At 44.3% G+C, this 23744-nt stretch carries 12 protein-coding genes; 3 read left to right on the top strand and 9 right to left on the bottom strand.

All coding sequences use genetic code 11. The features are described from left to right. Positions 1-132: 132 nt before the first annotated feature. Complete coding sequence (locus L1271_RS14670) at positions 133-1647, bottom strand: leucyl aminopeptidase (RefSeq protein WP_235368148.1); 1515 nt, start codon at positions 1645-1647, stop codon at positions 133-135. 86 nt (positions 1648-1733) lie between these two features. Continuing rightward, positions 1734-3044: an MFS transporter gene (locus L1271_RS14665; protein ID WP_235368147.1), complete on the bottom strand. Its 1311-nt coding sequence runs from the start codon at positions 3042-3044 to the stop codon at positions 1734-1736. Positions 3045-3224: 180 nt separating this feature from the next. Here L1271_RS14665 and msrA point away from each other — a divergent pair, with 180 nt between their 5' ends. The 3 genes from msrA to L1271_RS14650 all read left to right on the top strand — a co-directional run bounded on the left by msrA (position 3225) and on the right by L1271_RS14650 (position 7236). After that, positions 3225-4517 carry a peptide-methionine (S)-S-oxide reductase MsrA gene (msrA, locus tag L1271_RS14660; RefSeq protein WP_416348715.1) on the top strand — a complete coding sequence of 431 codons (1293 nt, stop codon included), beginning with the start codon at positions 3225-3227 and terminating at the stop codon, positions 4515-4517. A gap of 339 nt (positions 4518-4856) precedes the next feature. Continuing rightward, on the top strand, positions 4857-5348 hold the full coding sequence (locus L1271_RS14655; protein WP_235368146.1) for a GNAT family N-acetyltransferase: 492 nt from the start codon (positions 4857-4859) through the stop codon (positions 5346-5348). Between the two features lie 583 nt (positions 5349-5931). Continuing rightward, positions 5932-7236 (top strand): hemolysin family protein, encoded by a 1305-nt coding sequence (locus L1271_RS14650; protein WP_069022505.1) that lies wholly within the window; start codon positions 5932-5934, stop codon positions 7234-7236. Here L1271_RS14650 and L1271_RS14645 read toward each other — a convergent pair. The 7 genes from L1271_RS14645 to L1271_RS14615 form a co-directional block, all read right to left on the bottom strand. Further along, positions 7231-8016, bottom strand: coding sequence for a thioesterase II family protein (locus tag L1271_RS14645; RefSeq protein ID WP_235368145.1), 786 nt, complete (start codon positions 8014-8016; stop codon positions 7231-7233). The genes L1271_RS14650 and L1271_RS14645 overlap by 6 nt on opposite strands. A gap of 2 nt (positions 8017-8018) precedes the next feature. Further along, entirely contained in the window at positions 8019-9398 is a 1380-nt protein-coding gene (locus tag L1271_RS14640; protein ID WP_235368144.1) for an MATE family efflux transporter, read from the bottom strand. Positions 9399-9402: 4 nt separating this feature from the next. Further along, the gene (locus tag L1271_RS14635; protein ID WP_235368143.1) at positions 9403-10368 is read right to left on the bottom strand and encodes a sterol desaturase family protein; all 966 of its coding nucleotides are present in this window, start codon (positions 10366-10368) and stop codon (positions 9403-9405) included. Further along, positions 10361-12025, bottom strand: a complete 1665-nt coding sequence (locus L1271_RS14630) for a phytoene desaturase family protein (RefSeq protein ID WP_235368142.1) — start codon at positions 12023-12025, stop codon at positions 10361-10363. The genes L1271_RS14635 and L1271_RS14630 overlap by 8 nt, the downstream gene beginning before the upstream one ends. 79 nt (positions 12026-12104) lie before the next feature. Then, positions 12105-12641, bottom strand: a complete 537-nt coding sequence (fldB, locus tag L1271_RS14625; RefSeq protein ID WP_102056894.1) for a flavodoxin FldB — start codon at positions 12639-12641, stop codon at positions 12105-12107. A 24-nt stretch (positions 12642-12665) separates the two neighbouring features. Next, the gene (locus L1271_RS14620) at positions 12666-14321 is read right to left on the bottom strand and encodes a phytoene desaturase family protein (RefSeq protein ID WP_235368141.1); all 1656 of its coding nucleotides are present in this window, start codon (positions 14319-14321) and stop codon (positions 12666-12668) included. 56 nt (positions 14322-14377) lie between these two features. Next, positions 14378-23719, bottom strand: coding sequence for a hybrid non-ribosomal peptide synthetase/type I polyketide synthase (locus L1271_RS14615; RefSeq protein ID WP_235368140.1), 9342 nt, complete (start codon positions 23717-23719; stop codon positions 14378-14380). Positions 23720-23744: the final 25 nt, after the last annotated feature.

Below are 23744 nucleotides of genomic sequence, written 5' to 3'. Positions count from 1 at the left end.
AATTGGTTGCTTTGGTAAACGTTATATTTCTTATAACACACCTCGCAATTGAAACGAAGTTATTGCTATCAGTTGCCATTTTGTTGCAGTCACAAAAAAGCCGTGTTTAAACACGGCTTAAAATCTGAGGATTTATTTAGCAGTTAATAGCCACTCGCTTAAGAGGCGAACGCCATAGCCTGTACCACCAGTTGGTACTTCGTCTTTGGCTGAGCTTGAAAGTGCATTACCGGCAATATCGATATGAACCCAACGGGTGTCACCTGCAAATTGTTGTAGGAAAGTCGCAGCAGTTGTTGCACCTGGACCACCTGAACCTACGTTTTGGAAATCGGCGATGTCAGATTTTAGTTTGTCCTTATAGCCAAGCGGTAGACGCCATACGTTTTCGTTCACAACCTTACCTGCGTTGGTAAATTCTGTAATTAAGCTATCATCTTCAGAGAAAATTGCTGAATATTCATTACCAACAGCACGAATTTTAGAGCCCGTTAATGTCGCGACGTCAATCATGATCTCAGGGCTGTAATGTTTACGTGCATACCACATCGCATCAGACAGCACCAAACGGCCTTCAGCATCTGTGTTGACCACTTCTACGCTAATACCTTCTGCAGTGCGCAGTACATCACCCGGTGCAATTGCATACTGAGACACCATATTTGCCGCCATACCCATGACTGCTACCACGTTTACGTCTGCTTTGCTTAGCGCCATTGCTTTTACTGTACCAAGCACGGCAGCTGCGCCCGCCATGTCAGATTTCATGCGTGCGATCGAAGCGCCGGTTTTGATGCTATAACCACCAGAATCGAAAGTAATACCTTTACCGATCAGGGCAATTGGTGTCTCGCTGTTACCTTTATAATGTGCAACAACTAAGCGAGAGCCGTGCTCACTACCACGGCCAACGCCCTCAAGCGCACCCATGCCAAGTTCTTTAAGTTCAGCTGGTACTAGTACTTTTACTTCAACGCCATATTGTTCAAGTTCCTTTGCCGCTTTTGCAAAGTCTACTGGAGTCATTTCTGTTGCGACTTCAGAGGTTAAGTCGCGCGCTAAAAACACGCCAGCTTGAATGTGTTGTAGTGCTTTATACTGAGCCTGTGTTGCTTGTTTATCGGCAACGTCGAAGTGATAGCTTACGTTAAAAGTGTTTGGCTCTTTTTTGTATACTTCGAAGGTGTGGTCACGAAGGTTTGCACCGTGTGCAAATTGTGCTGCTAGTTCTGCATTTGAAAGCGCTCCCTCAACGTCTTCGAATGCAACCGCAACATTCTCCAGCTTTTTACCTTCGAATTTAGCGTGTAGGTTACCACCAAGTTTGGTCATTTTGCTGGCGTTGAGTTCGCCTGCGTCACCTAAACCAACAATGAAGATACGCTTATAATCAGAGTCTACAGGTGCTAATACTTCAACTGTTTTGCCATACGCGCCTTTAAAATCTTCAGCAGCAATTGCGCGCTCCAATTGTTTACGAGTGTCTTTATCTAGGAACTTTAGGTTACTTTGGTTTTCACCAGCTTGAAAAATTACCAGTGCATCAGCGTCTGCAAGCTTGGTATTGAACTCAAAGTCAGCGGCATTTGCAGAAGTCATACTGGCAACCGCCAGCGCTAAAGCAGAAAAACGCGTAGTCAATGACATAATTTTATCCTCAGATAACTAAAATTGCGGCGTTTTTACCTCATTTGGAGAAATTTAGACACAGTTTGTCGGTGAAGTAACAGCTTTTACCGTTCAGTGACATTAGGTAAGCGGCTTGTCAGCACGATGCCTAATATCGTGACCATAATGTAGAGTGCAAGTAACACATTAATTGAAAATACCGAGGCAACGACACCAAGTGCACTTGTTAATAAAAGTACAATACCGATAATTGTGTTACTGAGCGTGACGTAACTGGTGCGTTTGTTTCCTTCGGCCATATCGACCACGTAGGTTTTGCGGCCCACGCGCACGCCTTGGTGAGCGATGGCAATGACAAAATAGCAAAGTGGAATAAACCAGATTTTTTCTAGCAGTGAAGAATAAAATAAAGAAGTTGCCAGTAGTACAGCAGTGATAGCAACGGTGATTGTAGCACCATAAATCATTACGTGTTTACTGGATTGATCGGCAAGGCGACCCCAAAATGCACCACTGACTAAACTAGCAAGTCCAGACACCGCTAACAAAGCTGCCAACACCCATGCACCGTTGCCAATATTCTGCTGCGCCAGCACGGTGAAATAGGGCGGAATAAGCGCAGAACTTAATAGCAATCCACGGGCTAAAATGAACTTTTTAAGTATTGGATCGGTGTTCAACAGTGCTAAATCTTGCTTTATTTTATCTAATCCGCTTTCACCACCTTCGGTTGCCCCTTCATATTCTTTGATTTTTGAGAACGTTAACGCACCAATCAGCCAAAAGATTGCAGCTAGTACCAGTGTGATCACAAAGTTGACGTTGTTTACTTGAGTGGCAGCGATAAAAAGCCCAACACCAAATGTAACGGTTATAAGTCCACTGACAGAGGCGGCTTGGCCGCTAAGCTGGCCGCGCTTTTGTTTAGGGATAGTTTTACCGATGACATCTTTTGACGACACGGAACTTAAGCTGCGGGCGATGCTAAAAATCGCCAGTAATCCAAGTACCAACCAAGCGTATAATTGATTTTCAGTTTGCTGCCATGCAAGCAGTGCCATAAGTAGTACACAAATAGCTTGAGTAAGTGCGCCGAGAGACCAAAGGTGCTTTCGTTTAGCGTGCTTACGCACCCACTGGCCAATAAACAATTGTGGGATCAGTGAACCAGACTCGCGAATGGGGACTAGAGCCGATATCAAATAAGCAGGAGCACCGAGTGATTGCATCAGCCAAGGTAGCGTGATCTTTGGGTTGAGTAGGGCATCTCCCAATTTGCTAAATAGTTGACTCAATAAAATAAGCACGTAGTTACCTGGAACTTCTTTACACGCCTTATCATCAATTGCCTTACAGGCACGCGCTTCGTCATCATTGGTTAGCTTTTGATAGAGATTCTCACTTATTTTACTCACACCTATTCCTTTATTTTGCGGTTTTGCAGACAGCACTACTTCACTATCATGAACGACTTTAGATGAAATGATAATTAACCTTAGACGGTCTCATTTAATACGCAGTAAATCATATTAAGTTCAATAAGTATGAAGTGATAATCATACTTAGTTGTGACATACAGTATTGAGAGGGTAGTGATGAGAACATTACAGGTAGCCGCATCGATAGGATTTATCATGATGTTAGGTGTAGGTGTTTCGGCGCTCGCGGGGACAGATATGCCCAAGCCTAAAGTTGATGGCGCAAGTAACCATATTAAAACGTTAGTGTTGGGCTCCGGTTGTTTCTGGGGTCCCGAAAAACGCTACGAGAAAATGACGGGCGTGATAGATGCTGAGTCTGGCTATGCCGACGGTAAAGGGTTTAAGCCAAGTTATAGAGAAATTATTAAATCGAGCCGACGCTTTGATGAAGACAACTATGCGGAAGTGGTAAAGGTAACTTACAACGCAAATCTTATCACCACCGATGCGCTGCTAAAGTACTACTTTGAAAGTCACGATCCAACCCAGAAAAACCGTCAGGGTAATGACGTTGGAACGCAGTATCGCTCGATCATTCTATACACAGATGAGCAGCAAAGTGACAAGGCCCACACATTAAAAGCGCAGTATCAACATTTATTATCTGAGCAAGGCTATGGCGACATTCAAACCAAGATCAAGCCACTTAGAAAATTCTATCCAGCGGAAGAGTATCATCAAAACTACTTAACCAAGAACCCTAAGGGATACTGCCCAGATCACAGCACGGGAGTGACCTTTGAAAAGGTAGCGAAAGATAAAGCTGATAACACTATGCTAGCCCAAGGTAAGCATATTGTGATTGTTGATGCTAAAAGCTATTGCCCTTATTGTGAAAAGCTAAAAAAAGAGGTGTTAAACGACTATCAAGGTGATATCCCACTTCATTTTCGCTATGCAGATCAACTCGAGGGACTAATGATAAAAACCGCGACTTGGGCGACGCCAACGATCTTATTTATTGAAAATGGTGTTGAGTCCCTTGGCTTTCAAGGTTTTATGGCGAGAGAAGAGTTTTATAAGGCACTTGGTGCTTTTAAGCTGGGTCGTTCAGAAGCTTTTGACATTGCTTTTCAAAAAGGCACAGAAAGACCATTTTGCAAGCAGTATGATATCTTTAAAAACACACCAGATGGCGTATTTATCGATAAATTAAGCGGCAAGATTCTTTTTGACACCCGAGATAGATTTAACTCAGGCACTGGGTGGCTGTCGTTTACTCACCCAGTAAAAGACAGCGTGACCTATCACAAAGATTTAAGCCACGGAATGGTAAGAACCGAAATACGCTCAAAAAGCAGCGGCATTCATTTAGGCCATGTATTTAAAAATGAAGGGCCAAAGGGTCAAGACCGCTATTGTATCAATGCCCAAGTACTTGAGTTTAAAGCGAGAGAGGCGCTTTAGGCATTACGCCTAAAGTTACCTTTTGCTCCGGAGCCAGAGATAAATTTAAGTCGAAGTTACTTTTGTGCATTAAGAGAGCGTGTTTACTTGTTAACTTTTCAAAGTGGTACTTTGGTTATTTTCTCCTCAAATTTGATCTGCCATTTAAAATACGTAAAAGTAATTCTCATGCACTGTATACATATTCTATGTCTGTTTTGTTTGTGGTGGCTCATTTCGGTACCGACAGCTTTAGTTTAAATAAGGGAGTAAAGACAGGTTTTATTGCCCGTAAACTTATTGGGAACGAATGAGGGTATTATGTTATGGTATAACTCTTAGACAACGAAGGATTTAGTCATGCTGACCTTAGCGCCATTCACCGCAACTCATGTAGAGGCAGTGAAACGAGTACACCTTGCGGAGGAGCAAATTCAATTTGCCGGTACCGCTGAATCATTTTTAGAAGATCAAAGTGAGACCACCCATTTGCATGTCATAAAGGTGGCTGATGAAATTATCGGATATTTTAAGCTTGATATTGCATATTCGAACACATATTCGTTTTGCCCAAAAAGCGGTTTAGGTTTAAGAGCATTTGTCATAGATAGCCAGCGACAAGGTCAGGGTCTAGGGACATTAGCCGCGAGTACATTGGTCCCTTATGCGCAGGCAAGTTATCCAGAGTTTGAGTCAATATATTTAACCGTAAATTGTAGAAACCCAGCGGCGATTACCTGTTACCTAAAAGGTGGATTTGAAGACACAAATGAAAAATACCTCGGTGGTCCTGCTGGCCCTCAACATATTATGAAAGCGTCTCTGATAAAAAAGCACAGTAGTGCATTATGACGTTGTACTATTTCTTTATCATTTAGTGCTTGAAGCACCTATATTTACCAAGAAATATAGTGGCGATAACAGAGATGGCAAGGAGGAAAAAGCACCTTTGGCTGTTTTTTTAAAGGTGTTGTAACCGCTTTAGATGCTTTTTCAAAGAGGCTCCTCTTAACATCGAAATTAATTGCGAGTAGATAACTCAATTTTCCGAAGTGCGTAAAGTTGAGCTCGCCATTGTCGTATTTGTCACCAACAAGCTTTGCAGAAGCGCGGCCGGATTTAAAACCATAAACTTGCGATTTGGCTCTTATCTCGCTTGGTGCTCTTGGACTTAACTTAATAGCAATTGTGCTTTACACGCCTCGTAGTGATCTCATGATAGGTTGAACATGCCGTTGACAAGCATATCATAGCGCTAATTTGAGAGAGTGTATCAATTTTGTCATTTTCCTTCCTTGACGTACTTTTTTATTCGTCGCGAACAGTACGAGATAGGCGACAAAAATTTAATTATTTGACGCGAATTACATTGCTAAAGTCATAAAATAGGCGTATACATCGCGTCGAATTCTCGCTTTCTTTTTTAGGTGTATCTGTGGACTTTTTTTGGGTGTTGTTACTCATTAGCTTGAGTGCAGTTTTCGCGCTGTGTGAAATATCATTGGCAGCGGCACGCAAAGTTAAATTACAAACCTTATTTGATCTTGGTGACGTTAGAGCCAAGAAAGTATTGTATTTGCAGGCCAATGCGCATCAGTTTTTTGCTGCGGTACAGGTGGTACTCAATGCTTTGGCGATTGTCGCGGGTATGATAGGCGAGTCGGTGTTTACCCCTTATGTATTGCAACTACTAAACTGGGTTGCAAGTTTTATGTTTGCCGATGTTGCGGCACATGCCTCGATGTTATTGCAAATATCCACTGTGGTGTCGTTTTTACTGATCACATCGTTATTTGTATTGTTTGCTGATCTATTGCCAAAACGAATAGCCATGGTTATCCCTGAAACTATCGCGATGCGATTTATCCATCTAATGCTCGCCAGTGTATGGATTTTTAAGCCTATTATCTGGCTATTTAACGTGTTCGCTGATTGGATAATAAAGCTATTCAATTTACCAAATGAACGTGACGAACAGGTAACCCGTGATGATATTTATGCGGTGGTTGATCAAAGTGCTGAGCAGGGTGAGCTGTGCGAGCATGAGTACAATATCATTGGCAATGTGCTCGACCTTAACCAGACTAATATTACCCAAGCGATGATCAATCGCGATGCAATCGTGTGGTTAGACATTCAAGAATCAGAAGAAAACCTGAGCACGTTAATTCAAGCGCACAGTTTTCAACAATATTTGCTGTGTGACGGCTCGCTCGACAAAGTGATAGCTGCACCTGAAGCCAAACAACTGCTTAGTAATATTTTGGCTAAAAAGCCGTTACTGGATGGTCAACAACAAGAATTCCATAAGCCGGTCATTTTACTTGATACTCTAAGCCTTTCCGATGCGCTAGATGGGCTGAAAAGTCATGAAAGCAACTGTGCGGTGGTGATCAATGAATTCTCGACAGTGGTTGGGATGGTAACGTTATCCAGTATCTTGAATTTAATTGCACTGAAAGACGACCAAGCAATAGAAGCCCAATTTAGACAAAAGGATAACACCCGATGGCTAGTGCAGGGTGATATGTCGATTAAGGACTTTCAAGCTTCGGTGATTGAGTACGAGTTTGAACCGATTGAAGCCATAGAAACCTTAGCCGGTTTTGTGATCCACAGGCTAAAGCATTTTCCTGTCGAAGGAGAGGCGTTAGAAGTTGATGGCTTTAAGTTTAAAGTAATAGAAATTCAAGGATTGGCCATTAGGCAAATTGAAGTAACCAAAGAGCCCCAACTATAAGGGGCTCAGTGTTTCTAACACCGCGTTGATTTCTTTTAGCACCAAAGCCGAGGAATCCAGCATAAAAAAGTGCCGTCCAGGTATCGCTTTAGGCGTGATACCTTGTTTAAAGCAACTTTCCCAATGGTGCATATCCGTCCCTGTTGCTGCTTTATCCCGAGTACCATATAACACGGTTGCAGGCACGTCGAGTTTACAAGCCGAGTCGTATTGATAGGTCTCTCCCAGCTTAAAATCCGCTTTTAACGTTGGCAGCATCAGTTGTTGCAGTTCGATATCATTGAGCAAAGCCGGTGGTAAACCGCCCATTAAATTTACCGCCGCAATGAACTTCTTATCGTCAAGAGTATGGTAGGGGGATTTTCTTATCGCATATTGCGGTGCCTTCCTTGCAGCAATAAACAGGTGTTTAACTATATTGCAGCTGCTATGTTGAAGTGCTAGGGCAAGCTCATACGCAATATAAGCGCCATTGCTATGACCGTAAAAAATGGTGGGTAATGGCGTTGCTTCGCTCAAAATAGATGCTATTGCTGCGACCAAGGTATGAATATTATCAATGGCAGCTTCATGACTTCGCTCCTTTCGTCCGGGTGCTTGGAGAGCATATAAAGCGACATCTTTTGGTAGTTTTTCTGCCCAGTTTTGATAAACAGCTGCATCTGCGCCAGCAAAAGGAAAGCAAATGAGTTGTTTGCGAATGGTGTTAGGCTTATTTAATAAAACTAGCCATTTTGAATCTATGCTATCTCTACATGTTTGTAATGCGACTTGGCTCATTGTTAACTCAATAGGTTCTTTTTAGTTGCTGTGAAAGTGGCTGGCAGTTTGTAGGTCGCGCGTAGCGAGAAAGCCACAAACGTAAGGCTCACGAGGGCTTGAACTACCACACTTAACACCGTGATATACCACAGTTCCGTAATCGTAAGTTGCTGTTGTTTTACTAACCAAATGATTGGCAGAACAAAGGTAAATAACCTTGTGGTGTTACTGTAAAGTGGTGGCCACGTATTACCTGAGGCTTGAAACAATCCCGAACAAGTGAAAATAACCCCCGTTGCGATAAAGCTCCAAGCGACGACATATAGAAAGTAACGGGTGTGTTCGATGACTTGTGGGTCTTCTGAAAATGGCATGGCGAGTTGAGCACCTAAGTGTGCTGCGAGTAAGGAAACTCCCAACATCAAGCTACACGTCGCGACCAGAGACCAATAGAATGCCTGTCTAAATCGTTTGAAGTTCCCTGCGCCGTAATTTTGTCCTGCTATTGCAGGCAGTGAAAATGCGACGGCCATCACGGGCAAAAACAGAGCTTGGATCACTTTCGAGCCAATTCCAAATCCAGCTTGTACATTGGTGCCAAAATCTTTTAATACCCAAAATGTTGTCGACATATAAACAAACATCAGAATAAGTTCTGCACCTGCTGGAAAACCCACTGAAAATAGCCTTTTTATGGTGTGACGATGAAACGTTAGAAACAATTGGCTATCTAGCACCAAATAACGCCTGTCGTAATTGAGATAAAACCAAAGTGAAAGCATGGCTATCACAACAGAAATGGAACTGGCCAGCCCCGCACCTGCAATGCCCATTTCTATTCCGAATAGCCATCCCGAGATTAAGATGGGCGACAGAATAATATTAATAATAAGAGAGCCGATTTGCGCGATCATCATTGGCTTTACAACACCAGTTCCTCTCAGTGCAGCACCGATTGTAGTCATAATAAACTGCAGCACTAAACAGGGTAAAAACCAGTATGAGTAGCTTAATGCTGCCTCTGTGGTGGCGGGATCTTCGCTGGTGATGTGCAGATAAGATTTGATGCCATAGATACCAGTTAGTAGCAAGATGGTACCAAGTACCACGGAAGCGAATAGTGCTTGGTTAAATACAAGATTGGCGCTGGACTGATCCTTTTCTCCTACCGCATGTGCAACTAATGTTGCGGTTCCGACATTCAAAATCTGGCTGACGGCGAAAATCAAAAACATGATATTGCCAATTAAACTGAGCGCTGCGACTGGAGCACTGCCCAAGTCTGAAACAAAATAGAGATCGGTAAGCACATAAAGTGTTTGCACAAACATCCCAATTGACATGGGTAGCGCCATAGCTACTAGATGCTTAGGTAAGGAACCTTGAGTTAGATCTTTCATGCAGCTACCTTTTCCGAATATCTACTGTTGAGGGAGTGGAACGTGACTCGATGTCATATTCTTGAGGTAGCGGAGTTGATTTGGTGTATCTTGGTCTATTTCCACGTTTACTGATGAACCATCGAAATGGATGAAGAATACCTTTAGCAACCTCAAAGGCACTTGGAAATAAATATGGCTTAGTAACTCCAACTTGAATTGGACTACTATCTGGGCGGTAAAAGAAACTTCCGAATAACTGATCCCAAATACTCAAATCAGAACCAAAATTTCCAGCCTCTTTCAATTCTACGCTATGATGGAAACGATGGAGCTCTGGTGTTGCCACGATGTAGTTTAGCCATCCCATACGAACGTTTACATTGGCATGAATGAAATATCCGTGCAGAGCAGTAAATTGACCGGCAATGAACATTCCTTCAGCTGAGAAACCAAGCAATAGAAATGTAGTCTGTATAACTAGCGCGCTTAACAATACTTCCAGAAAGTGAACGACAGAGTTATTACTTACCGTAACTTTGTTAGGCCGATGATGGATCCCATGAAAGCTCCAAAGAAACAGATGCCGATGTTCTAATCTATGTAGCCAGTACCCGATAAACGAGCCGACGAGAATGGCTAGAATGGCATTTTGTGCCAAGCTCAAAGTATTTTCGATAGGGGCGAGCTGGAGTGCAATTACTCGCACTAGTGTCTCGCTAAACGCCCCGTATACGATGACGAGAATAAAGCACAAGCCATCTCTGCTCCATTCCTTTTTACTGGGATGCCATTGTGTTTTAAACGGGTTTAGTCTTTCCATGATAATAAAATAGGCAATGATGATAAGCACACTAGAGAATGCTGCTAATCCAAGGTCAATGCCTTGTTGTAAGACAAAGATACTGTAACCAATAAGGATCAAAACGATCAAAGGGTAGCAAGTAATAGCACAAAACCTACGAAGTTGGTTTTTGAGTGGACTAGGCATAATTGTCTGCCTCATTGGTGATGTGCTGCTTTGTGTTTTGCTGTTCTGGATAACAAACCCTAAATGGTTTTTTATCTTGTCGACAAAGGTATTGTGCAACATAGCGGCCACTTGCCGTTGAGTGTGTTACGCCGCTAAATGTACTCCATTGCCCCGTATAATAAAAGTTGCCTAGATTCGGGAAAGTAGGACCATGCTTGATTTGGTAATTTTCTAATTCTTCTGTCAGTGGCGCAAAAGGGTGCCAAGCTAAAACTGTTCCATTGTGGTTTTCGGTATAACGTTCACTGGTTAATGGCGTTACAACATCTATAAACTCAACTTTGTCTGTAAGGCCTTCAAAATATTGGTTAAGGAACTCGATTATCGCCTGACCCACTTTTTTCTTTGCTTGCTTATATTCGGGTGAACGGCGTTTGCGTGTATAAGGATTACGACTTTGCCCTGAAGAGGTAGATTGCACGACGCTTTGCTCCATCGCTTGCCATGCGTCACTTTTTGATAAATAAGTGACGTAAAGAACTGACTTGCCACTTGGTGCATGATCTGGATATAGCGTATTGCGGATTTGCACACCGATCCCACTATGATAATTACCGACCAATTGGCGCGAAATCGATTCGGGTAACAAGTATGAGGTATAAGGGTCATGGTCGGAATAGTCTGCATTTACTGCAATAAATACCGCAACACAGCCCGGAAATACCACGCTGTTTGCATCTTCTTCTAGCTTTGTGAAAAGCTTATCCAGCACAGGGTGAGGGTAGCGATTTTGCAACATCTTACGAGTGAGTTTGTAACTATCACAACTGGCGACAACATAATCAGCGTAATAGAGAGAGCCATCGGCTAATTGCACACCAACCGCGCGGTTATTGTCGGTGAGAATGTGCTCGACTTTACTTTTATAATGAATGTTTGCCCCTAGCTCTTTTGCCCGATTTGCCAATCGCTTCGCAAGACCTAATGAACCAATACTAGGCACTCCTGCATTTTGGTTTGCAGCACAAGCTAAATTAAAGACAAAGGGCATTAATCGTAGCTCGCTATGGCGGTCAAAAATAATCCAGTTGAGTGCTTCCGCAAGCGTGGGGTTTGAAAAGCGCTTAGAAAAGTCTTCCATCGTGACAGCAAGCGTTTTCATAAAGGTGCGCATATAGGGCAGCAATTGCCACATCATTTTGCTTTTTTCCCACCATGTCATCAAGCCACTACTTTTAAGAAAAGGGAAATACGGCATACACTTGCGTAGTTTTCGGATGTGTCCACACAATTCAATGATTAGTTTGCTATCTTCAGGAAAGCGCTCAATTAGAGTGGACTCTAACTTGTCTGGATCGACATAAAAGCGGATCTTTTCGCCGTTAGCCGTGACGACTGAGTTAAATATCTCAGTGTTGTATATAGGCACGTTTTCAAGGCAGCCTAGCTCATCCCAGATGGTTGCCATTTCGTTGTTGGTTCCTGTGCCGTTTAACCAGCTGATACACCAATCAAAAGTGTATTCTTTTCGTTGCCAAGAGGTGCAACACCCTCCCGGTGTTTCATGCAGTTCGAAGACGGTGCATTGATAACCATTCATTTGGCTATAAGCAGCGGTACCAAGACCAGACATACCAGCACCAATGATAATCACAGACTTTTGTTGTTCGGACATAGTTTCGTTCTTTTAATGATGCTCGACTAGCCATTTTAAATATCGAGTTAGCCCGCCGAGCGAAAACACAAAGTGCGCCTTAAGCTGTTTCGCAGGTAAGTTCTTGAAGCACTGCGGCAATCTCTTGGCACCAGTCGTTGATGCGCTGCTCGGTGAGTTCTGGTTGGTTATCATCATCAAGCGACAAGCCGAGAAACTCACTGCCGTCTTCACTTAACCCTTTAGACTTGGTGAAGTGATAACCTGAATTTGGCCAGTAACCAATTGCTGTGGCGCCTTGTTCGGTTAGTTTATCGTGTAAGATGCCGATACCGTCTTGAAACCACTCATCATAACCAACTTGATCGCCTTGACCGAAGATAGCCACGATTTTTCCGCTGAAATCCTGTTGTGCTAGGCTTTCCCAACGTGACTCCCAATCATCCTGTAAACCACCGTATTCCCACGTTGAAATACCAAAAATCAAAAATTCATAGTTCTCGGTTAAGGTTAATTCAGTATCTGCTATATCAAAGAGGTCGATGGTAAACTGGTTTAAGCTTGCTTTTATTAATTCTGCTGCGGCCTCTGTGTTACCTGTTGTGCTGCCATAAAATAGGCCAATACGAGTACTCATAATATTTCCTTTTAATTCTCTTGGTTAAGCAACATGCTGCTTTTGTTCTCTATAAGATTGAGGTTGGTGTAGTGGGTTTTCACCGATCCAAGCCTGAAACGGCTTGTCATCATCACGGCATACAAAGTGCAGAACATGTCTGCCTGTAGCTGCTGCACGGATCAACCCGCCGGTTGTCACCCAGTGACCAGCCATATAAAAGTTGCTAAGGCCTGGCAGTCCCGTTGTCCCGTTGGCATTTATTTCGTCTTCTAAACTTTCACCACTTTCCAAAAATGGCTGCCACGCCAATACCGTTCCTTTGCTGTTGCGGGTATAGCGAACTTGAGTCAACGGGGTTGCGATGTCGATATATTCGATATGCTCTTTTAGTCCCTCAAAATGAGTGGAGAGCTTATCGATTATAAATTCACCTAAGGTCTTTTTAGCGAGGCGATATTGAACGCTACGCTTGACTCTAGTGTGATGGCGTTTAGTCGCCGTTGTTTCTTGGAAATTATTTAATTCAGCCCATGGCTCATAAGTTGAGAAGTAAGTGATATAAAGCACGGATTTGCCCTCTGGGGCGATATGAGGGTAGTGTACATTGCGCACCTGCACATTGATCCCCGGGTGCGTCATACCAGGGCAGTGGACAAGATCTTGTTGGTCTAACAAGTGGGTGCGGCAATGGGGATGATGGGTGTAGTCTTTGTTTACCCCCAAAAATACAGAGACGTATCCTGGGAACATTTGACCATCGGTCTCTCTTAACTCGTCGTATAGCTTGTCTAACACAGGACTGGAATACTGGCCATCAAGCATGTTTTTTACCACATCCGTACCGTCACATGCTGAGATCACGATATCGGCATACATTTTTTGACCGTCGCTGAGCTCGACACCGATGGCTTTGTTGTCTTCGACCAAGATCTTGTGTACTCGGGTGTTGTATATGATGTCACCCCCCAACTTTTTATATCTTGCTTCCATCGATTGTGCGAGACCTAACGAGCCACCTTCGGGTACACCTGCATTTTTTTTCGCCGCGCAGGCCAAATTAAAGTAGAAAGGTAGCAGTGGGAAACTGGGATGTTGCTCATAAAAGATAACGTTAAATGCTTTTTGCAGCAGCGGATGTGAAAACTTAGCAGCAAAGTCCGACATCAATGTCGCCATGGATTTGCGGATTAAATTGAATTTTTTGATAAATGGCCACATCATTTTTAGCTTCTGCCAGCGTGACATAATGCCAACTGGCACCAGAAAGGGATAAGCGTCTATCATTTTGACGAATTCACGAATGCCATCGCAAAATTGTGTGATGAGTTTCTTGTCAGCGGGAGAAATACTTAAGAGGTGGGCTTCGAGTTTATCTGGATCTGCATAGAAATGCACTTCTCCTAATTCTTCATCAATAACTGAATTGAAGATTTCAAAGTCTCTAATTTCTTTATCATCCAGCGCACCTAACTCTTGCCAGATTTGATTCATGCCGTTGCCTGTGCCACTACCCAGTAGCCAGCTAATACACCAATCAAAAATATAATCTCTGCGTTCCCACGATGTGCAGCAGCCGCCGGGAATATCGTGCAGTTCTAAGATCACGCTCTTGTAGCCGTTCATTTGTGCATAGCTACCGGTTGAGAGTCCACCCATGCCGGCACCTATGATGATCATAGATTGTCTTTGTGTGGTCATAATTCTGTCCTTAAAGTCGTTAGAAAACCCCAAAGCGATGGCTTTGGGGCAAGCTGTTACTCCACGTTTGTTGCTATTACCGCTTGGCTTTGGGTATCCTGTAGAATACTTTGCATAATTGCGCCGTTGCCTGCCTGCATCATATCTGGCATCAACATTTCCTCATGTTTACCAACTCCCTGATAGGTAATGACTTCGGCGTCTGATGCTGCAACCCAACTGGTTAGACGAGCAGCTTCTGCATGTGCATTTTGCTCGACGATAAAGTGCAGTTTTGCGTGAACCTGACCTAGGTTTTTCACTTCATAACACCAATCGATATAGTCTCTCGCTTGTGCCAGTGTATGCTCGTGTACCGTATTTGAGCCGGTGTGGCGGGCGAAATGTGCTTTTAACTCTTGCTCAAAGTGCGCGAAGTCTTGCTCCCGCATTTTGACTGTTTCGGTGATCCTGAATGAGTCTAAGATCACCACATCCCCGACACGTTGACCTCGGTTTTCCAGCTCCTTAGCAATCTCAAAGGCTAAATTACCGCCAAGGGAGTATCCAAATAGGGTATAGGGGCCATGAGGTTGAATTTGCATAATTTGGTCGGCATAGTCGCTAACCTTAGTGTCACTTTCGAGGTAATTAAAAGAGATCACTTCAGTGTTAGGCAATGCGTCGGCAAATGCCTTGTAAACGATGCTGTAACCACCCGCTGGTGGTAGGGCAAATAAACGAGTAGATTGGCCTGCATTGAAGATAAGATAAGGGGACGCGCCCGTTTCTTTTCCTGTTACTACATCTTCAATTGCACTCGCCATGCCATGTAAGGTTGTAAATCTAAATAGCTGATTAACTTCCATTTTGATGCTGAAGGCTGATTGGATCCTGACCATTAGCTCAATCAAATATAAAGAGTTACCGCCAAGGGCAAAAAAATCATCATGAAGACTAATGGATTTTTGCCCTAGCATATTGGACCAAATCTCAGCGAGCTGCTGCTCAAATAATGTGGCAGGCGCTACGAATGCTCTTACCAACTCGGCGAGTTCAACCTGTGGTAATGCCGCTGCATCGATTTTACCGTTACTCAGTAATGGAAATTGCTCAATAGCAACCAGCTTACTAGGTACCATATAGCTTGGTAGCTGGTTCTCTAACTGCTCGAGGACAAACTCAATACCGACCGCAAGCTCCGACTCAAAGTAGGCAATTAATTGGGTTTGCCCGTGTACTTCTATCCCTTTTACATAGCTTCGCTTAATCCCTGGGATCTGGTTGATGCTAGACTCAATTTCTCCAAGCTCAACGCGGTGACCTCGTATTTTTACTTGGTTGTCGATACGTTGCAGAATATGTAGGTTGCCGTGTTTGTCCCACTTACCTAAATCACCTGTTTTATATACCCGTAGGGTGCTATTTTCTGACACGGGAAGTTGGATAAATTGGCTGGCATTTTTCTCTGGATTATTGAGATAGCCAAGACTTATGCCTTGCCCCGCAATTGCAATTTCGCCGACTGCGTTACTGGATACTAATTGGTTTTGCTTATCGAGCAAGATAAGTTGCGTTGCATTGAAAGGCTTGCCGATAGGCACCGTTGCACTGGTTTCTAAGTACTGCTCTGATTCCTCAAAGAAACTACTGTCTATGGTTGCTTCAGATGTGCCGTAGGAGCTAAATAGTCGAGCATCTTCTTGTAGCAATCCTTTGAGTGCGCGGTATTCAGCGATTTGCCATTGCTCAGAGCCAACAATCACTCTACGTAAGCTGGTGAATCCAACCTGACTTTGCTTTGCGAATAAGATGAGATTACGAACCACAGAGGGCACAAACTCAACCGTATCAATCTGCTGTGTCTCAATGAGGTCATACAACACCGGCATGTTCAGCATCATATTTTTAGGACACAATACTAAGTGCTTCGCATTGTAAAATGCGCGCGCGAGATCGCCACAAAACACATCAAAGGTTGGGCTGGCCAATTGTAAATGATGAGAGGTGGGTGCTAAATCAAATTGGGCTAACCAGTCCACAGCGATCGTAGCCCAGTTTTGATGGCTGACCTGGACAGCTTTTGGCGTACCCGTAGAGCCAGAAGTAAAGACAATATACGCGATGTCATTTGGCTGATGATTTAACGCCAAATTGTGCTCGCTGATTTCATCTCGTTGGCTTTGGAAGCTTTCCCAAAGTAGTGTAGGGTGATCTGATGTTAGCGCTTCTTCGCAAAGTAGTAACGTGCAGCGACTTTGCTCAAGCAACAGTTGCTTGCGTTCATTGGGTTGCTGCGGGTCAATTACCACAAAATGATGACCTGCTTTTAACGTAGCGATACAAGCAACAACTAATGCGATAGATTTTTCAAAATGTAAGGCAATCGTTTGACTAGGTTGGTTATCTAGCTGCGAATTAATTAGTCGCGCCAACTGATTTGCCTGACCGTTCAGTTCGCAATAGCTCAAAGTAGCAGCCAGTTCTCCGGCATTTGTTCCACAGGCAATGCTGAGGGCAGGAAGCTCAGGACTATGTTGCGCCGCATTTTCTATTTGGCTGACCAAAGTCGGTAATGCAGGTGCCTTTTGTTGACTTTCAGCAAATGTCGCCAAGGCATCTATTGCGTCTGGACTTGTTAAGGCAAGCTCCGAAAGTGGCCGATTTGGACTATCAACGACCATTCGCGTCAGTGCGATATAGTCCCGAGCCAGCTGCGCTATCGTTTCGGTTTCGAATAGATCGGTATTATATTTTAATGTGCCTTTGAACACGCCATTTTCTTCATAGGTCGAAAGCGTAATGTCAAATTGACCTTCTTCTTCAGGCAGTTCCATAAATTGCATAGGAAAGCCCTTATAGTACGCGACATTATTTTCATCCATATGCGATTGCTCAACGCGGTGATTGAGCATTACAAACATGACCTGAAATACCGTAGAGCGGCTGGCATCATGTTCAATACCAAGCTTATCCACTAACAGCGCAAACGGATATTCTTGGTGATCTAGTGCGTTGAGGGTAATGTCTTTCACCTGCGCTAAAAGCGAAGTAAAGTGCGTTTCAGGATCAAACCTTGCGCATAGCGGTAGGGGATTCACAAAGTAACCATAGACGTTTGAAAACTCTGGATTTGTACGACCGGCCACGGGACTGCCAATAATGATCTCATCCTGCTGAGTATATTTATGCATGACTGCGTAATAGATGCTAAGCAACGCCATGAACATGGTGGACCCTTGTGCCTTTGCAAGGGTATTCAATGAAGACGTGAGGGCTTTATCCAACTCAAAATGATATGAATCACCAACGTTGGTAAGTACCGCAGGTCTAGGTTTGTCGGTTGCAAGGTCTAATACGGGGATCTCAGCAGGTAAGTGATTCTGCCAAAACTTATAGTTTGCCGCGCCGCGTGGAGAGTGAACAAAGCGTGTTTCCCAATCGACAAATTTTTCATAGCTTGACGTTATCTCGCTGAGTGCTAACGGTTCACTTTTTGCAAAATGCGCATACAGTGACTGCATTTCATCGATAAACATGTAATTTGACCATGCATCTGAGATGATGTGATAAATCGTCACTGCAAAGTAGTAGCTTTGATCATTTTGCTTATACAGATACAGTCTAAACAGCGGGTCGTGCTCAAGGTCGAAAGGCTGTTCATTGTCTGCAATCATCATAGGTTGAATATCTTCCCAAGACTTACCATGTACATCAATGACTTGCAGTGCATCCTCGCGATGAGTCCAGACTCTTTGATAGGGTTCGCCATCTTTAAAGAAGAAGTTTGTTCTTAACATTGGGTGGCGAGCAACTACAGCACTAAGGGCTTTTTTCAGCGCGTCGATATTCAGGGCACTAGGAATGTGCATCGCGCCGCCGATATTGTAGGAAGCGCTACTTGGGTTGAGTTGATTGATAAACCAAATCGCTTTTTGTCCATAGGAAAGTGGGAATTCGGCTTCCACATTGGCATCAGATACGATAATAGAGTTAACCTTGGTCTCGGAAACCGGCTGAACCTGCGATGTTTCTGTGGTTATGACTTCAAAGCCAAGCGACTCAACGAGTTTGTCATTAAGCTCTATACTTAATTCGTTGATAGATGCACCACTTAGAAGGCGTACAATCGTTAGGGTTTCACCAAAATGGGTGGTGATCTTATTTCTCAGTTCTGTCGCCATAATAGAGTCAATACCGAGATTACCGAGCGATAGATCTAATTCCACTTGCTCTCGTTTACAGCGTAATACTTGGCTGACAGCATTAGCGAGATGATCGGCAACAAGCGGTAACCGAAGCGCGCTGTCTGTTTGCTGGTATAAAGGAGCAAACTCTTGCTCTTGGTGGCTTTGCTTGTCGTTTTCTTGGGTAGCCAAGTGACTAAATAAACTCGGCTTTCCTGCATACCAATTGGTTACTTTGGACCAATCGGCGTCACACACTAAGAGTTGAGGTTGATCTTGGTCTAGAATACGTTCAAGCACAGCCATCCCCGCACTTGGTGAGATGCAGTTCATGCCCCTTTGGTTCTTGTAATGTTCGGCGAGACCCAACTCTTCAATCATACCAATAGCCCAAGGACCCCAGTTGATACTCAGCGCCGGAAGACCCTGATTGCGACGGTAGTGGGCGAGGGCATCTAAGAAAGCATTGCCAGAAGCATAGTTTGTTTGTCCTGCGGTAGTGACTTGAGCCGCGACAGAGGAGAAGAGTACAAAATGTTCGAGGTCAACTTTACTGAGTGCTTTGTGAAGCATCAACGCACCAATCGCTTTGGTGTCAAACACACCGTCAAATGCTCTGGTATCCATATTGCCAAGTAAGGTGTCATTGACGATACCAGCACAGAAAAATAATCCGTTGATCGGTGCTTGTGCACTTAGATGATAAGACTCAAGGGCCGCGTGAAGTTCACGCTCTCGAGTTAAGTCTGTCTGCCATAACGAGACATTAACGCCCTGATCCTCAAGGTGTTGAATAAACCGAACGCGATCATAGTTACGGTCGCTTGAGGTAAGTTCTGACCAACTCTTACGCTCAGGTAATTGACTCCTACCAAGCAAAATGAGGTTTCGTGCACCTCTATCGACGAGTAGCTGACAAACTAACTGACCGATTGAACCAAATGCACCAGTGATCAACTGTGCTTTATGGCTTTGCACGCGAGTTGGGAAGGCGGGTTGAAGTGACGTTGCCTGCTCTAAACGAGCAACATAAGCCTGATTTTCCCTAAAAGCAACTTCCCCTTCTTGGCGGTCACTTAATAATCTAGCTGTGATATGTTCGGCATCATTTTGGCCATCAACATCGATGAGGCCACCCCAATTATCAACCAGTTCTTGCTGTGCGAGCACTCGGCTAAACCCAGTTAACGAAGCGGACATCACCGCGGTAAGTTGCTCACTATTAACGAGGCTGGCGTTGCGTGTTACCACGTAAAGCGGGAATTTACAGTCTTGTTCAATTACGGTTTTGGCTAGATTTAGCAATGAATGTAGCGACTGACGTTTTTCTCTTTGCAGCTGAGCAAGGGTCAGTGATCCTATCGCGCTGTTATCTAGACTAAAGCAATGCACAACGCCACGAATTTCTTGTTTGCCCAAAGTCTCGATAAGTTGTGACAGGTGATCCCGTGAATCGGGAACTAGCCATGCATGACAATGGTCTCTGTCGATATCAAAGTATTCTCCAGATTTAACGATACAGCTAGAGTGGCCAAGCTTTGCTAAACGTTCGGCTACCTGTTCGGCTGTTCCTGATTGATCTGCGAGGAGCACCCAACGCCCCGATGTGTCAGTTTCTTGTATTTCCTGATCAGGCTCTGCAAGCCAATTGACTTGGTAAAGCCAGCTATCTATGGTTCTGGTGGTGATCCCACTTGCAGCGGAGTCAACGCTTTGTGCAATAAAGTTTTTGATAACACCAAAGACTTGACCAGACTCATCACAGAGGTATAAATCACCGACCGTTTTTTCGTCGTCACGATGAGTGATTTGGGTATAACACCAAAAGTCAGTATTGTTCTGCCCGCAAAGCAGGATCTGCTCTAGCATCACTGGTAAGCGGATAGAGAATTGCTGAGCATTAGCACTTGCAAGCTCTGTAAATACTAACGTCTGGAAGCACGCATCTAGTAGACTTGGGTGTAGGGTAAATTGTGTTGTTCGCTCAAGTTGAGTAGGCCAAGAGATTTTGGCAAGCACGCCGTTGTCTGTTGCCCAGATCTGTTCAATGGCTCTAAAACATGGACCATATTCGTAACCAAACTCTTTTAGGTGTGCATAAAACTCATCGTGCTGCTGCGCGCTGGTAGCGGCACTACGAATAGCATTGAGATCAATAGGCTCAGCAAGGTTGGCGCTTTGTACTCGGCGGATTGTCCCTTGAACATGGCGGGTCGTTTTACCATCTTCAAGGCTTACCACTTTAAAATTCGGTTCATCATGGTGCAAAATGAATTGCACATTGGGAGCGTGTTCATTATTCAAAAATAACGCTTTATCGATGACAAAGTGGTCGAGTGCATAGCTGCCATTGCCCCAAGTCTCTTTGGCTGCAGCATACGCCATTTCAATAAAGCCAGCAGCGGGGAAGAGGGTATTGCCTTGGATTTGGTGACAGCTTAAAAAACTATCGCGATTTGTGTCGGTTACCGCGTTCCAAACATGTTCAGCTTCACTGCGTTTACGGCCCAAGAAAGCATGGTTACTTTGCCCTAAACGCACTTGATTAAAGTACTCAGGCTCGGTCCAAAAGCGTTCTTGCAAGAACGGGTAAGTTGGCAACGTAGTGAACTTACCTCGACCATTTATGGCTGACCAATTTAATTCAAAGCCTAAACCAAACAGTTGAGCTACGGCGTGGTAATAGGTGTGTTGTTCGTCGGATTTACGGCGCATACTCGAGACGACAACGCTTGAGCAACTTTGTTCTTCTGCGGTTTCGGCAATAGATGCGCCAAGCACAGGGTGTGGACCTAGTTCCAAAAATGCTTGATAACCTTGTTGTAATATTGCGCGGGTGGCATCAACAAAACGCACGGCTTGGCGGACGTTGAGCCACCAGTAGTTAGCATCAAGCTCAGGTCCCTCTGCAAGTGTGCCTGTTACCGTTGAATACAATGGAGTATGTGCGGTGTTAGCTTGAATACCAGCTAAACACTCGAGCAATTCGGTCTTAATCGGTTCCATAAACTGGCTGTGATAGGGCACTTCAACGCGGAGAAACTTGCAAAACACACCAGCTTCGCTCAGTTGTGTTTCGATACTGTGTAACGCATTTTCTTCACCAGCTAGGGTGACAGAGTTTGGACTGTTTACTGCTGCAATTTCAACTTGGTCGTTGAGATAAGGCGTGACATCACTGTCAGAGAGTCCTACCGCCATCATTTTACCTGTGTTGCGGCATTGATGTTGTAAACGGCTACGATGGACTACGATGGTGCAAGCATCTTTTAATGAGTAGACCCCGGCTTCATAAAATGCTGCTGCTTCACCAGTACTGTGGCCAACAATGACATCAGGTGAAATGCCGTGTTGACGCCACATTGCTGCAAGTGCAACTTGCACGGCAAAGTTTGCCGTTTGAGCGAGCCAAGTATATTGCATGTTTGACGCTGATTCATCGGCAAGCATTTCATCAGCCAATGACCAATTTGTAAGTGTTGACATATAGCTATCACACTCATCGATCATCGCTTTAAAAGTTGGCTCTGATTGGTACAGCTCACGGCCCATTGCCCACCATTGTGGCCCCATGCCGGTGAAGACCCATACGAGTTTTTGCTCATCTTTTTTCAGCGTGCGCAACGTACTGGCCGCAGCAAATTCAGCATCATGAGTTAGTGTTTGCAGTTGTTGTTGCAGATCCTCTGCATTTCTGAAACAAATTGCATGACGATATTGGTGATGTTCACGGCGCTCACCCAGTGTGTAGATAATATCACTGAGTGATGCATCGCTGTCTTGCAAAAATTCATTATGCGCTTTGGCAAAGCGATGGATCCCGTGTTGATCTCTTGCACTCAATGGATAAAGTTTTAGGCCATTCTCATTTGCTGGAGGTATTGATGGTACTTCTGGCGCAACAAATTCTTGAATAACCGCGTGGGAATTGGTTCCACCGAAACCAAAGGAGTTTACCCCCGCAACGGCTAAACCTTCATGCTTAGGCCAAGGTGTAAGTTTAGTGGGGATCTCATACGGCGCGTTGGCGTAATCAATCTTAGGATTAATTGATTTTAAGTGTAAATGCGGTGGGATCTGTTTGTTTTGAATGGCTTTGACCGCCTTGAACAAACCAGCCATACCAGCGGCTGCCTCGGTATGGCCAATATTGGTTTTTACCGAGCCAATGTAGCATTTATCGTCTTGATTACGGTTGATCCCAAGGAGTGTTCCAACTGACTTTGCTTCAATTGGGTCGCCAACAGGCGTGCCTGTGCCGTGCATTTCAATGTACTGCACTTTACCGGGGTCAATATTCGCTTTGGCATAGGTTTCCTTCATCAAGCGCAATTGGGCATCCCCATTCGGCACCGTGATCCCTTGTGTTTTACCGTCTTGGTTTACACCAGTGGCTAAGATCACCGCATGAATTGGGTCGCCATCCTTAATTGCATCATCTAAGCGTTTGAGCACAACAACGCCGGCGCCTTCAGCGCGGACATAGCCGTTTGCGGAGTCGTCAAAAGCATGAGAAAAACCAGTCGGAGATAAGAAACCGCCTTTAGACTCGGATACTGTGTATTGTGGTGCCAAATGTAATAGCACACCACCTGCGAGTGCCATATTACTTGCCCCGGTCTGTAGGCTTTTACAGGCCATATCTAATGCGACAATAGAGGAGCTACAAGCAGTATCGATGGACATGCTGGGGCCATTAAAGTCAAAAGTATGAGAGATGCGATTAGAAAGCATCGTCATCATAACACCCGTCGCAGTGTGAGCATCAATGTTGTCAAAATCTGGGTTAGTGAATTGCATGATTTTATAATCAAGCGTAAACCCACCCATGAAAACGCCGACCGACTCTCCTGCGAGTTCAGATGGCTTTTGCCCACCATCTTCCAACGCTTCCCAAGTTACCTCCAGCAGTTTACGTTGTTGAGGGTCCATAAACTCGGCTTCACGAGGCGTGATCCCAAAAAATGCTGGATCAAACTTATCGATATCATCGATATAGCCACCCCATTTTGAGCTCAACTTGCCTTTATTCGCTTTGACAGACGAATAATGAGTATCGATATTCCATCTCGATTCTGGGGTTTCTATGATGCAATCGACACCATGTTTAATATTTTCCCAAAACAATTCAGGACTATTCGCGTGACCTGGGAAACGACAACCCATGCCAATAATTGCTATCGGTAGCGTGTCGTTTGCGGGGCGAACAGAGCGTTCATTTTCGATTGCCATAATGCATTCCTTGAAGTTATCTATT

The organism is Pseudoalteromonas sp. OF5H-5 (assembly GCF_021530695.1).
In the GTDB taxonomy this organism is placed as follows: domain Bacteria; phylum Pseudomonadota; class Gammaproteobacteria; order Enterobacterales; family Alteromonadaceae; genus Pseudoalteromonas.
The sequence above is the reverse complement of the archived record's forward strand: the minus strand, read 5'-3'. Positions and strand labels throughout refer to the sequence as shown.

Bases quoted from the DNA above. Each gene is read 5' to 3' on its own strand.
- L1271_RS14640 (WP_235368144.1), bottom strand. From the start codon at position 9,398: ATGAAAGATCTAACTCAAGGTTCCTTACCTAAGCATCTAGTAGCTATG.
- L1271_RS14615 (WP_235368140.1), bottom strand. From the start codon at position 23,719: ATGGCAATCGAAAATGAACGCTCTGTTCGCCCCGCAAACGACACGCTA.
- L1271_RS14655 (WP_235368146.1), top strand. From the start codon at position 4,857: ATGCTGACCTTAGCGCCATTCACCGCAACTCATGTAGAGGCAGTGAAA.
- L1271_RS14630 (WP_235368142.1), bottom strand. From the start codon at position 12,025: ATGTCCGAACAACAAAAGTCTGTGATTATCATTGGTGCTGGTATGTCT.
- L1271_RS14670 (WP_235368148.1), bottom strand. From the start codon at position 1,647: ATGTCATTGACTACGCGTTTTTCTGCTTTAGCGCTGGCGGTTGCCAGT.
- L1271_RS14620 (WP_235368141.1), bottom strand. From the start codon at position 14,321: ATGACCACACAAAGACAATCTATGATCATCATAGGTGCCGGCATGGGT.
- L1271_RS14635 (WP_235368143.1), bottom strand. From the start codon at position 10,368: ATGCCTAGTCCACTCAAAAACCAACTTCGTAGGTTTTGTGCTATTACT.
- fldB (WP_102056894.1), bottom strand. From the start codon at position 12,641: ATGAGTACTCGTATTGGCCTATTTTATGGCAGCACAACAGGTAACACA.
- L1271_RS14645 (WP_235368145.1), bottom strand. From the start codon at position 8,016: ATGAGCCAAGTCGCATTACAAACATGTAGAGATAGCATAGATTCAAAA.
- msrA (WP_416348715.1), top strand. From the start codon at position 3,225: ATGAGAACATTACAGGTAGCCGCATCGATAGGATTTATCATGATGTTA.